Origin of the sequence: Acinetobacter sp. NIOH-H-8, from assembly GCF_046635365.1 — a bacterium.
Classification (GTDB): Bacteria; Pseudomonadota; Gammaproteobacteria; order Pseudomonadales; family Moraxellaceae; genus Acinetobacter.
The window spans coordinates 40,383-53,059 of sequence record NZ_JBHDVN010000005.1 but is presented as its reverse complement, the minus strand read 5'-3'; the positions used below and the strand labels follow the sequence as shown (position 1 = coordinate 53,059).

9 protein-coding genes are annotated in these 12,677 nt (G+C 45.0%); 6 read left to right on the top strand and 3 right to left on the bottom strand.

Annotation, left to right across the window (positions count from 1 at the left end; genetic code table 11):
* Nucleotides 1-380: 380 nt before the first annotated feature.
* Genes ACEWB7_RS04045 through ACEWB7_RS04020 form a run of 6 tightly spaced genes read left to right on the top strand, consistent with a single transcriptional unit; the run spans nucleotide 381 to nucleotide 9,836 of the window.
* Nucleotides 381-2,138 carry an ABC transporter substrate-binding protein gene (locus ACEWB7_RS04045; RefSeq protein ID WP_262738341.1) on the top strand — a complete coding sequence of 586 codons (1,758 nt, stop codon included), beginning with the start codon at nucleotides 381-383 and terminating at the stop codon, nucleotides 2,136-2,138.
* 22 nt (nucleotides 2,139-2,160) lie between these two features.
* Complete coding sequence (locus ACEWB7_RS04040) at nucleotides 2,161-3,963, top strand: ABC transporter substrate-binding protein (RefSeq protein WP_180011934.1); 1,803 nt, start codon at nucleotides 2,161-2,163, stop codon at nucleotides 3,961-3,963.
* Nucleotides 3,964-3,982: 19 nt separating this feature from the next.
* Nucleotides 3,983-5,986, top strand: coding sequence for a M3 family metallopeptidase (locus ACEWB7_RS04035; RefSeq protein ID WP_262738307.1), 2,004 nt, complete (start codon nucleotides 3,983-3,985; stop codon nucleotides 5,984-5,986).
* Between the two features lie 17 nt (nucleotides 5,987-6,003).
* Nucleotides 6,004-6,942, top strand: coding sequence for an ABC transporter permease (locus ACEWB7_RS04030; protein ID WP_004783323.1), 939 nt, complete (start codon nucleotides 6,004-6,006; stop codon nucleotides 6,940-6,942).
* 7 nt (nucleotides 6,943-6,949) lie between these two features.
* A complete protein-coding gene (locus tag ACEWB7_RS04025) occupies nucleotides 6,950-8,098 on the top strand; it encodes an ABC transporter permease (RefSeq protein WP_034170660.1) in 1,149 nt (382 codons plus the stop codon).
* A gap of 10 nt (nucleotides 8,099-8,108) precedes the next feature.
* On the top strand, nucleotides 8,109-9,836 hold the full coding sequence (locus ACEWB7_RS04020) for an ABC transporter ATP-binding protein (RefSeq protein ID WP_159123538.1): 1,728 nt from the start codon (nucleotides 8,109-8,111) through the stop codon (nucleotides 9,834-9,836).
* A gap of 201 nt (nucleotides 9,837-10,037) precedes the next feature.
* On the opposite strand, the gene rluB is transcribed toward ACEWB7_RS04020, so the two are convergent.
* From rluB to ACEWB7_RS04005, 3 genes are read right to left on the bottom strand one after another with little or no spacing between them, the layout of a single operon-like run.
* Nucleotides 10,038-11,081 carry a 23S rRNA pseudouridine(2605) synthase RluB gene (gene rluB / locus ACEWB7_RS04015; RefSeq protein ID WP_004783318.1) on the bottom strand — a complete coding sequence of 348 codons (1,044 nt, stop codon included), beginning with the start codon at nucleotides 11,079-11,081 and terminating at the stop codon, nucleotides 10,038-10,040.
* Between the two features lie 42 nt (nucleotides 11,082-11,123).
* Nucleotides 11,124-11,714, bottom strand: a complete 591-nt coding sequence (gene scpB / locus ACEWB7_RS04010) for an SMC-Scp complex subunit ScpB (RefSeq protein WP_262738821.1) — start codon at nucleotides 11,712-11,714, stop codon at nucleotides 11,124-11,126.
* A complete protein-coding gene (locus ACEWB7_RS04005) occupies nucleotides 11,711-12,505 on the bottom strand; it encodes a segregation and condensation protein A (protein ID WP_262738820.1) in 795 nt (264 codons plus the stop codon). The genes scpB and ACEWB7_RS04005 overlap by 4 nt, the downstream gene beginning before the upstream one ends.
* Nucleotides 12,506-12,677 lie beyond the last annotated feature (172 nt).

The following is a 12,677-nucleotide window of genomic DNA, read 5'->3' as shown; positions in this document are numbered from 1 at the left end:
AAGTGCTTGTGTTTATTTATTGTTTACCTAAAGGTATACAATAGTGCAATAAGATGAAACAGGGTTGAGTTATTTTTGTGCGAAATGAACTTTAGTGAGAATTTTAAGGATAAAAATTTAATTAATGATTCATGGAAAATATTATGTTATTCATAATGTTTTAAATAATTAATAAAAATAAACTTTTTTCAGTTAAAAACAGGAAGAAATCCCTATTTTTTGCAAGGATGGCATGAAATTCGCTTTGTTCAGTTTATTCCATCTGTCCAGCTTTGACCCATCCATTGAAGCAAATATGGGATGATGTATTTAAAACTTCCTATAGCAATAAAACTTCAAGATAAAGAATAGGTACAAATTTGAAATCAGCACTTTTTAGCATGACGATTTTGGCCTTGGCTATGAGCTCGGGGCAAACTGCCTGGGCAAAATCATCTGCACATCCGGATAAAGTTTTAAACCTGGCTTTCGAAGCACCTGATGACGGTTTTGATATGGTCAAAACCTATAATTTTTATAGTGGTAGCGTGGCTGAGGCCATTTTCGAGCCTTTGTTGCGTTATGACTATCTGGCCCGGCCTGCAATTTTGGCTCCGAATACCGCCGAGTCTTTACCCGTGGTTAAACAGGATGGCAAAGTTTATACTTTTAAAATCAAGCCAGGAATTTATTTCAGTCCGGATCCGGCCTTTCAGGGCAAGAAGCGTGAACTGGTTGCTCGGGATTATATTTATTCCATGCAAAGGGTGATGGATCCGAAAAATCATTCGCCTTCTTTTTCCTTTATCGAAGGCAAAATTCTTGGCGCGGATCAAGTTATCCAACAAGCCAAAAAAACGGGCAAATTTAACTATGATGCTCCGATTGCCGGTTTAAAAGCCCTAGATAAATATACCTTACAAATTACCCTGACCCGTTCAGACCTGAACTTTCCTTACATTCTGGCCTATGTCGCTTTTGCTGGTACTGCACGTGAAGTCATCGAACATTATGGCGATCGGGTAGGTCAGCATCCAGTCGGAACAGGGGCATACCAGTTACACAAATATGTGCCGCGTAGCCGCATTGAGTTAACCGCTAATCCAAATTATCGCGGTTTTGTCTGGAACTTTAAGGGGGATGGTTCAGAGTGGGATCAACGGATTGTTAAAGCCATGCAAGGCAAGCAGATGCCGCAAATCGGCAAGGTCAAGATCAGTATCATTGAAGAAGAACAATCACGTTGGCTGGCTTTAAAATCTGGACAATTAGACTATGACAAACTGACTGCAAGTGGCGCTGAACAGGCACTGGAAAATAAGCAGCTGAAAAGTGAATACAAGAAAAAAGGCATCCTGCATTATCCGAATAAAGAACCGGAAATCACCTATACCATCATGAATATGCGTGATCCGGTGATTGGTGGAGACTCACTGGAAAAAATTGCACTACGCCGTGCCATTGCCTTGTCCTATAACCAGAAAGAAGCCATCCAGCAGCTATATAAGGGGCATGCTGTTAAAGCTGAAATGATTCTTCCTGAAGGCGTGGGCGGATATAACCCGAATTATAGAAGCAGTATTGCCTATAACCCATTACTCGCCAATAAACTGCTCGATCGTTTTGGCTACAAGAAAGGCGCCGATGGTTATCGTACCTTGCCTGATGGCAAACCATTGGTTCTGAAAATGAACTCGACCAGCTCAAGTTCTTCCGTTATTTCTGCGGAACTATGGAAAAAGAACCTGGATGCAATCGGAGTAAAAGTTGAATTTAAAGTCAGTAACTTTGCCGACAATTTAAAAGAAGCCACCCAGTGCAAACATATGATGTGGGGTGGCGCCTGGATTGCAGATTATCCGGAAGGGGAAAACTTTGCCCAATTGCTGTATGGCCCAAATGCCCAGCAAGGTAACCTGAGCTGCTATACCTCTAAAGCCTATGACGCGCTGTATCAAACTGCGATGAAACTGCCGCCTCAGCAACGTACTCCATATTATGAGCAGATGAACCGCCAGATGGAGGCAGATAATCCATGGATTTTGCACAATACCCGGGTACGCAACTGGCTGATTCACCCACAGGTACAGGGCTTTAAGGCACATCCGGTGACTAGAGCAGTTTGGCAATATCTGGATATTGAACCTGTTAAAAAATAACTTGAGAAGATTAAGAACCAGTATGAATGTGAATACAAATGCTTTAAAAAAGCTGGCCAGTGGGGTTTTAGTGGCCAGTTTAATGATGGCAGGTGCTGCACCCACATGGGCTGCCAATCCCGCCAATCCGAATAAAGTCTTAAAAACGGTCTTTCCCGCGGCTGAAACCGGTTTCGATCCCGGTTATATCCATGACCGTTATTCGGCCAAGATTAACTCGGCGATTTTCGAAACCTTATATACCTATGATTATCTGGCCTCCCCAGCGAAACTGGTGCCATTGACTGCGGTAGATATGCCTCAAGTCAGTGCAGACGGTTTGACTTATACCATTAAAGTTAAAAAGGGCATTTACTTTGCGGATGATCCGGTCTTTGGCGGTAAAAAACGTGAATTAACCGCCTACGACTATGCCTATTCTCTAAAGCGTCTCTTAGATCCAAAACTTAATTCACCAAATAGCTGGTTGCTGGATGGTCGGATCAAAGGGCTGGAAGCATGGACAGCCATGGCGAAAAAAAATGGCAAAGTCTATGAAAATCCATTTGAAGGTATTCAGACTCCAGATCGCTATACCTTGGTACTCAAGCTGAATAATCCGGATCAGAACTTTCCGATGTTGCTGGCCCACGGTCCAGCTGCCGCAGTTGCACGCGAAGTCATTGAAAAGTATAAAGACAAAGCTGGCTGGGTAATGAGTAAGCCGGTCGGTACAGGGCCTTATGTACTTAGTCGCTGGACACCGGGATCACGCATTATCTTAAAGCCAAATCCGGCTTACCGTGGTTTTGTCTGGAATTATAAAGCCAATAGTGCAGAAGACCAGGCGATTGTCAGTGCGATGCAGGGCAAAAAAATGCCTCAAATCGGCACCATTGATGTGCGTGTCATTGAAGAAGCCCAATCACGGATGTTGTCATTCAAGAAAAATGAACTGGATCTGGTGGAAATCGACGGCGATCTGGTCGTGCAGGCATTGGATGGTGACAAGTTAAAACCTGAGCTGGTCAAGCAAGGCATCAAGCTGTCACGCATGTTGGAGCCATCGATTAACTACCATTATTGGAATATGCAAGATCCGGTAGTAGGTGGCTTTACGCCAGAAAAAATTGCCTTACGTCGTGCGATGGCAATGGCTTTTTCTGTTGAAAATATGATTAGCGTACTCCTTAAAGGAGATGGTGCAAAGCTGCACATGCCTATTCCGCCAGGAGTTGCAGGCTATTCACCCGCTTATAAAACCAGTACGCCCTATTCGGTTAAGGCAGCCAACATGTTGCTGGATCGCTATAACTATAAGATCGGTGCGGATGGCTGGAGGAGAACTCCTGAAGGCAAACCTCTGGTGATTGAACTGATTACGGCCAATACCAGTCGTGGTCAGCAACAGGGCGAATTCTGGAAAAAGACCTTAGATAATATTCATATCAAACTGACCAGTAAGGCCATGCCATTTGCTGAAGGCATTAAGCTGGAAAAGCAATGTAAAACCATGTTTAAAAGCTCTGCATGGATTGCCGACTATCCGGATGCTGACAACTTCATGCAGTTGTTCTATGGCAAAAACGTCAATGTCACCAATAATGCCTGTTTCAAGCATGCGGAATATGACCGTTTATATGAACAGAGTCAGAGCATGCCACCGGGTCCTGAACGGGATCTGGTTTATCGCAAAATGACCCGTATTCTAGAGGTCAATATGCCAACCATGATGCTGTATAGCACCTACCGTAATGCATTAGCGCAACCTCATGTTATTGGACACAAGTCCCATCCGATTCTGTCTACAGAATGGATGTATATCGATATTGATACTAAAAAGTAAGAAAAAGCTGGAGATGATGATGACATTAAAACACTTGAAATTTACCACACTCTGTCTGGCGATGATCGGGGGATCTCAAACCGTCATGGCAGAGACCCAAACCCAGCTTTTGCCTTTATTCAAGGCTGCAGAAATTCCGGCATTGTGCGATGCCAATCTGGATAAAATGCAAAAAGATATCCAGAAATTTGAAAGCCAGAAAATCAAAAATAAGGCTGAAGCCCGTCCTTATCTGGCAGCTTGGGATACATTGCAGGCATCGATTGGTGATTTTGTTTCACCTATCGGTTTATATAGTAATGTCGATCCTGATCCGGCCTTGCGTCAGGCAGCAGATGACTGTGAGCTGAAAATCAGTAAATACCTGACTTCCATGTATCAGAGTCCAAAACTGTATGCCCAGTTCAAGAAACTGAAAGCCACAGATCCGGTCGATGAAAAATTCCTGAAAGATATTCTGAATCAGTTTGAAAAAACCGGGGTACAACTCAGCGCAGAGAAACAGAAGCGTCTGAAGGAAATTATTGAAGAAAGTACCAAACTGGGGCAGGACTATTCCAAGAATGTACGTGATAACCCTGAAAAAGTTGAATTCACTGTTGCAGAGCTGAAAGGTTTACCTGCGAGCTATATCGCCGGTTTAAAGAAAAATGAAAAGGGCAATTATCTGCTCGGCTTCGACTATCCGGAATATCAGCCATTTATGGAGCTGGCAGAGAGTGATGAAGCACGTAAACGCTATCAGACTGCCTATACCCGCCGAGGGACTGAGAAAAACCTCGAATACATGAAAAAGGCCATTGATCTGCGTTATGAACTGGCCCAGCTATTCGATAAAGACAGCTATGCGTATGTTGCCCTAAAAGATCGCATGGCCAAAACTCCAGAAGCAGTCAATAGTTTTCTGGATGAGGTCTATGCCAAAGTTGCGCCATTAGAAAAGCAGGATGTTGAAGAATTACGTCAGTTCAAGGCAGAAACCTTAAAAATTCCGCTGGAAAAAGCAGAAATTGAGCGCTGGAGTCAAGGTTACTGGAGTGAAAAATTGCGTCAGGCCAAATACAAAGTGGATCAGGAAAAACTGCGTGATTATTTCCCGACCGAAGCAGCGCAAAAATGGTTATTTGCCGTATCTTCCGATTTATATGGGATTGAATTCAAGCCGGTAAAAGTCAAAGCCTGGCATGATGAAGTTGAATACTATGCCGTGCATGACAAAGCCACTGGTGAGTTTATGGGCGGACTTTATGTCGATAAATATCCACGTGAAGGCAAATATGGCCATGCTGCAGTCTGGGGCGTTTATGGTGGCAGCCGTTTAAATCATCGCCGTCCGGTCTCTGTTTTGGTGACCAACTTCAACCGTAAAGGTCTGAACAGTAATGAGCTGGAGACTTTTGTACATGAAATGGGTCATGCGCTACACGGAATATTATCGAAGACCCGTTATACCGAGCAGTCAGGTACATCGGTAGAGCGTGACTTTGTTGAAGCACCTTCGCAAATGTATGAAGAGTGGGCGCGCCGTTTCGAGACTTTATCTAAAGTAGCAGACTACTGTGAACCCGCTTGTCCTCGTGTCGATGAAGCCATGACCGAGCGCTTAAAGAATGTGAAAAATTATGGTCGCGGCCTGCATTATGCCCGTCAGACTTTATATGCTCAGTACGACATGGCCCTGCACGGTAAAGATGCGAAAAGTATTGATCCATTAAAACTCTGGCAGGATATGGAAAGTAAAACTGCGTTGGGCTCTGTTCCAGGTCAGCAATTCCCGGGTCAGTTCGGACATTTGATGGGTGGCTATCAGGCGGGTTATTACAGCTATATGTGGTCTGAAGTGCTGGCACTCGATATGTTGTCTGCTTATGGTGACCATCTGATGGATCCAAAAGTCGGCATGCACTATCGCGAGACTGTACTAGCACAAGGCGGACAAAAGCCGGGCGATCAGATGGTTAAGGATTTTCTGGGCCGTGATCCGGACAGCAAAGCTTTCTTTAATGAAATTTCAGGACATTAAGTCAAGGAAGGAAAGCGATGCTGGCATATATTATTCGAAGGATTTGGCAAATGATCCCCACCATGCTGGGGGTGATTCTGCTGATATTCCTGTTATTTAACTGGGTCGGAGGAGATCCGGCCTATATCCTGGCCGGTAAAATGGCCAATGCTGAGCAGATTGAAAACATCCGTCAGCAGCTCGGGGTCGATCAGCCTTATTACGTACAACTGTGGATTTTCATCCAGCAGATTTTGACCTTTGATTATGGCGTGAGCTGGAGTACCGGTGAGTCGGTATCCCAGATTATTACCACGCGTTTGGGGCCATCACTGACCATTTTGATTCCACTCACGATTCTGCAAACGATTGTTTCAATCATTTTGGCACTTGGGGTAGCTTCAGTGCGCGGTTCACTGACTGACCGCATGATCATGATGCTGTGTACCATCGGTATGTCGATCAGTATTCTGGTCTATATCATCGTATTCCAGTACGTCTTGGCTTATGAACTGAGCTGGTTCCCGGTACAGGGCTGGAGCGATAACTTTACTGAAAATTTATTCAAATATGCACTATTGCCAGTATTAATCATGCTGGTGGTGAGTATTGCACCGACTTTACGTCTCTACCGCAGTTTTGTTCTGGATGAAGTCAATCAGGATTATGTCCGTACCGCACGTGCCAAAGGTCTGGGCGAAAGCCGCATTCTGGGCGTGCACGTACTGCGCAATGCTTCGATTCCAATCATTACTGATGTCATGGCGGGACTTCCGGCTTTACTGATCGGTGCTTTCCTGATTGAACGTTTCTTCGGTATTCCTGGCATTGGCCGTGAAGTGATTATCGCAGTTGAACGTTCTGACTTTCCGGTAATTAAAGCGATTACGGTCTATGTTGCGGCTGCGACCATGTTATTTAACCTGATTGCCGATCTGATCTATAAATGGGTCGATCCACGTGTACAGTTGAAGTAGGTGAATTATGCTGAGTGCGATATTTAAAAAAGAGCAACATGCTTCAGCAGTGCCTGAGTCTGCTTCAACCGGATTATGGCAGCTGGCGTTGCGTCGTCTGAAACGTGACCGTATTGCGATGTTCTCCCTATTTGTGGTGCTGTTTTATCTGCTGATGTTGCTGCTTTCCATGACAGGTGTGATTGCCAAGGACTGGAATAAAGAAGTAGCGGTGAGTTATGCACCCCCAAGCTTTATCTATACACCGTCTATGCCTGGAGCGGCAGGTGAAGATCAAAGTACTGAATCTGCCGTAGTACCAGTTAATCCAGTTGATCCTTTAAAAGATGTGATTGCAGAACTGGAAGCAGAAATTGCTGCTGAACAGGGCGCAGGTGTGATTGATTATTATGGTGTAGTCGATCCACTGGCTGAAGATATGAAAGCCATTGATCAGGAATTAGGTGGTCAGTTACTGGATCAGAGCAGTGAATTAAAGCAAAGTCTGTTCTTTGGTGCAGATAAATGGGGGCAGGATGTACTACTGAAAACCATTAAAGGTGCAGAAACTTCGATCTTGGTTGGCCTGATTGCTGCGCTGGTTGCGGTGGTGATTGGTACGGTACTGGGGGCGATTGCCGGTTATTTCGGTGGCTGGGTCGACGATGTGCTGAACTGGTTCTACAATATCTTTACTTCTATTCCTTATCTGTTGCTGGTGTTAGCGATTGCAGCAGTACTGCAACAAAAAGGGATCTTATCGATTATCCTGATTTTGGGTCTGACTGGCTGGACCGGGGTATTCCGCCTGGTTCGTGCGGAATATATGAAGCATACTGCACGTGAATATGTACTGGCGGCTAAAGCCATTGGGGTAAGCAATATGCGCCGTATCTTCGTGCATATTTTCCCGAATGTCAGCCATATCGCTTTGGTTCAAATGTCTATTCTTGCAGTGGCCTTTATTAAGTCCGAAGTGATTCTGAGCTTCCTGGGCTTTGGCGTACCGATTGGGGTAGTGTCATGGGGTAGTATGCTGAATGAAGCGCAAAGCGAGCTGATTTTAGGCAAATGGTGGCAATTGACTGCGGCATCGGTGGCGATGGCGGTACTGGTGACAGCTTTCTCAATGTTTACTGATGCATTACGTGATGCATTAGATCCAAAACTGAAATAGGAGCGCAGCGATGTCTGAAATGAATCCAAGCACAGCACCCGCGTTACTTCGCGTAGATAACTTACGTGTCAGTTTTAAAGGTGAAAATAAACAATATGTGGAAACGGTCAAAGGAATTTCATTTGAAATTCCGGCCAATACCACAGTGGCGTTAGTCGGTGAATCCGGAAGTGGTAAATCTGTGACTTCATTAGCAGTGATGGGACTATTAGCACCTGAGAACTCGAAGGTCGCTGAAGACAGTCAGATCCTGTTTGAAGGTCGGGACTTATTGAAACTTAAGTCGAGTGAAATGCGTCAGATCTGTGGCAAAGAAATTGCCATGATCTTCCAGGAACCGATGTCCTCATTAAATCCGGTGTTTACCGTAGGCATGCAGATTTCTGAAATTCTACGCCTGCATTTGGGCATGAATAAAAAGCAGGCCCGTCAAAGAACACTGGAACTTTTGCAGGAAGTCGGTATTCCTTCACCGGAAACCAAGATTGATGCTTATCCGAGTCAGTTATCTGGCGGACAGCAGCAACGGGTGATGATTGCGATGGCAATTGCCTGTGAGCCGAAACTCTTGATTGCTGATGAACCAACGACGGCATTAGATGTGACTATCCAGAAACAGATTCTGGACCTGCTTGAATCCTTGCGTCAGCGCCGTCAAATGTCGATGTTATTCATCAGTCATGACCTAGCGGTAGTTGGTGAAATTGCGGATCAGGTCATTGTAATGCGTTATGGCGAGATTCGTGAGCAAGGTTCGGTGACAGAAGTCCTGAACAATCCTCAGGATATTTATACCCAAGCCTTGTTGCATTGCCGTCCACAGCTGTCGCACCGTCCTTTGCGTTTGCCGGTGATTAGCGACTTTATGAAACAGGATAGTCTGGCGCATGACCTGCATGCGAACGCTCCGCTACAACAGGAACGTTCCCGTGGTTTAAAAGGTAATGAAGAGATCATTCTCGATGTACGTGATCTGAAAAAATCCTTCTATAGCCGTAAAGGCCTATTTGGCAAAGATGAATTTCAGGCCGTGAAAGGCGTATCTTTTCAGCTGGCTAAAGGCAAAACCTTAGGGCTGGTTGGTGAATCAGGTTCTGGCAAAACCACGATTGGTTTGCTTTTGATGCGTCTACAGCAAGCCACAGGTGGCAAGGCATTGTTTCAGGGCAAAGATATCTTGTCGATGACTGAAAAAGAGTTTACGGCCTATCAGCGTAAAATCCAGATCATTTTCCAGAATCCGTATGCTTCTTTGAATCCGCGTTTTACCGTGGGACAAATCCTGATGGAGCCGATGCAGATTCATCATATTGGCAAGGATGATGCAGAACGTAAACAGATGGCACTTGATTTATTAGAAAGGGTCAGCTTACCGGCTCAGGCCTTCTATCGCTATCCACATGAGTTTTCAGGCGGTCAGCGTCAGCGGATTGCAATTGCACGTTGTCTAACTTTAAAGCCTGAAATCCTGATCTGTGATGAATCAGTGTCCGCACTGGATGTATCCGTACAGGCACAGGTGCTGAATCTATTGCAGGATTTACAGGATGAGTTTGGTCTGAGTTATATCTTTATTTCGCATGATTTATCAGTAGTGAAATATATTGCTGATCAGATCATGGTGCTAAATCATGGTGATCTGGTGGAAATTGCCAACTCAGATGACCTGTATCAGTCTCCGCAACACGACTATACCAAGCGTCTGTTAAGTGCGATTCCTCAGGGTATTCCGCAGTAACTTGCTAAAGCACGAAATAAAAAAATGTCCACATTGCTGGGCATTTTTTTATGACAAGAATTCACTTTTAGGAAATAGAAGGGAGATACCCGCCTTTTATATCGGGTTCTATTGAGAAGACTAGGGATAGATAAAATTAGGTCATTATTATTGTTCCTGCAAAAAAAAGAGCCACCGAAGTGACTCTATCTTTTTCAAAGCCTAGAACTTTTTAAAGCCTTTATTCGCACCATATAAACCGCGTGGTGCATTACCTTCACGGTTTTCGCGGCGGCCAAACTGGTTGTCTTCACGGTTGTCACGACGTGCAAACTGGGTGCCATTCTGGTTTTCACGACGACCAAAGCCTTGATCATCGCGACGTTCACGGTTGTTGTATTGCGGCTGCTGCTCATCGGTATCACGGCGTTGCTGACGCAGGTAACCACCACGGCGCGCTGCCATTGGTTTTTCCTGCATACGCTCATTACGACGTTTCGCCATACCGAATAAGCCGGTACCTTGACGCGGTTTCAGCTCAACTGATTTGGTCAGGTTGTCGATATCCTGTTTATCCAGTTCAATCCAGCGACCTGTACGAAGTTCACGTGGCAGAATCACGGTACCATAACGGGTACGTAATAAACGGCTGACTTTCAGGCCTTGTGATTCAAAGATACGACGAACCTCACGGTTACGACCTTCTTTCACTACCACCTGATACCATCGATTGATCCCGTCACCACCCAGTTCAGAGAATGATTCAAACTTCGCAGGACCATCATCTAGCACCACGCCTTTCAGCATGTTGTTTTTTAGTTGAGGAGTCACTTCACCCATGACACGAACCGCATATTCACGTTCGATTTCATTTGATGGGTGCATTAAACGATTCGCTAGTTCACCGTCATTTGTGAACAGTAACAGACCGGTCGAGTTAATATCCAGACGGCCGACCATTACCCAGCGATCGCCTTGAATTGATGGCAGGTTGTCAAATACTGTTGGACGCTGTTCAGGATCATTACGTGAACAGATTTCGCCTTCTGGCTTATAGTAAATCAGGACACGACGACGGATTTCGTCTTCGATCTGGAACTGCACTTTACGACCATCGATGCGAAGCTCATCACCTGGTTCGATTCGTTCACCCACTTGGGCAATCTGCCCATTCACACTCACACGACCTGCGGCAATGACTTCTTCCATATAACGGCGAGAACCCAAACCAACACGTGCAAGCACCTTTTGCAACTTTTCACTCATGACAGCATAACCTTAGAAATAATTATTCAACAGTTCACCTATTTATGACTTCGGTGCATTCGCATCGAGCGCCATAAAAGCTTCCTTGGCATCCTGCAGGGGAGGCAATTGGCCTAAAGAATTTAAGCCAAACGCATTTAAAAATTGTGGCGTTGTCACTAACAACGCAGGTCTTCCAGGGAGTTCACGAAAGCCGGATTCTTTAATCCAGTTCCAGTCAAACAGCGTACGCAAAATCTGACTGTTATTCGTGACACCACGAATTTGTTCAATATCAGCTCGGGTCACTGGCTGATGATAAGCAATCACCGCAAGCATCTCCAGTAATGAAGGTGACAGGCGTGTCGGTCGCTCAGGCCAGGTCTGTGCAATAATATTACGATATTTTACACGCACTTGAAAACGGTAACCTTGCACAGTTTCAACCAGTTCAATAGAACGGCCATGCATCAGCATGGAAAGTTGCTGTAAATACTGGCGCAGCTCCTGCTTACTATAGCGATCCTGAAATGCTTCTTTCAGTCGAGCTAAGGAAACAGGGGAATCACTGGCAAAAATAATCGCTTCCAGCTGCATCAGAATTTCATGCAGATTATCTTCCGCAGACAAGGAGGTATTGTGTTCTGTGGTCATGCGTGTGCTCCTTGAATTGCGAGCGGTGCCTCAATGCCTGAGGCAATAATTTGAATTTTTTGCTGGCGGGTGAGTTCCAACACGGCCATAAAGGTCACGACTACACCCATGCGTCCCTGACTTGGCTTGAGTAAATGATCAAAAGACAAGACTTCACCGGATTCCAGACAGCTTTCAATATAGGCAATCCGTTCTTCCAGTAATACCGGTTCTTGTTGTACTTGATGAATGACCGGTTCAGGGCGGTTAAAGACACAAAGCAAGGCATCGCGCAGCAGATCAGCACTATGACCTTCATTGGGCTGGATAAACTCGCCTAAGTGCACATTGGTCTGAAAGGTATCACGTTCCAGAATCGTCATCTGACCCAGACGTTCCGCAGCCTGCTTAATCCGTAAATAATTTTCCAGACGCTCAATCAGATCCTGTTTCGGATCCTGTTCAACCGCAGCCGCGCTTTTCGGTTTAGGCAGCAATAAACGAGATTTGAGATCGGCTAGCAAGGCTGCCATCACCATATAATCTGCGGTCAATTCAATATTCAGGGATTTCATTGCATCCATATAGGACAGATATTGGGAGGCAATCGGCGCGATATCAACCTGCAACAGGTCAAAACCATTTTTCTGGATCAGGTAGATTAAAAAGTCGAGGGGGCCTTCAAAATGTTCTAACAGAATTTCAAACGCTGCTGGAGGAATATACAGATCCTCTGGAATCGTATTTTGCCATTCATCCAGAACCCGGATGTTTGGAGCAGATTCCATAGCGTTATGGGGCATTTGAGTCATTACAATTATAAGCCACGCGAATTTTCAAAGGCATGAAATGGCTTATTCCCCGAGCTCTTGTCAGGAGAAAAAGCACATAATTTAGTAGTTGGCATTGTACTGGAAAATTGTCGTTAAATAAAATAGATATGCATTCAAAAGCAAAAAAACCATATTTATTTTAGGAGAAATT

Coding starts and splice junctions, on each gene's coding strand:
- ACEWB7_RS04025 (WP_034170660.1), top strand. CDS start 6,950: ATGCTGAGTGCGATATTTAAAAAAGAGCAACATGCTTCAGCAGTGCCT.
- ACEWB7_RS04030 (WP_004783323.1), top strand. CDS start 6,004: ATGCTGGCATATATTATTCGAAGGATTTGGCAAATGATCCCCACCATG.
- rluB (WP_004783318.1), bottom strand. CDS start 11,081: ATGAGTGAAAAGTTGCAAAAGGTGCTTGCACGTGTTGGTTTGGGTTCT.
- ACEWB7_RS04035 (WP_262738307.1), top strand. CDS start 3,983: ATGACATTAAAACACTTGAAATTTACCACACTCTGTCTGGCGATGATC.
- ACEWB7_RS04020 (WP_159123538.1), top strand. CDS start 8,109: ATGTCTGAAATGAATCCAAGCACAGCACCCGCGTTACTTCGCGTAGAT.
- scpB (WP_262738821.1), bottom strand. CDS start 11,714: ATGACCACAGAACACAATACCTCCTTGTCTGCGGAAGATAATCTGCAT.
- ACEWB7_RS04040 (WP_180011934.1), top strand. CDS start 2,161: ATGAATGTGAATACAAATGCTTTAAAAAAGCTGGCCAGTGGGGTTTTA.
- ACEWB7_RS04005 (WP_262738820.1), bottom strand. CDS start 12,505: ATGACTCAAATGCCCCATAACGCTATGGAATCTGCTCCAAACATCCGG.
- ACEWB7_RS04045 (WP_262738341.1), top strand. CDS start 381: ATGACGATTTTGGCCTTGGCTATGAGCTCGGGGCAAACTGCCTGGGCA.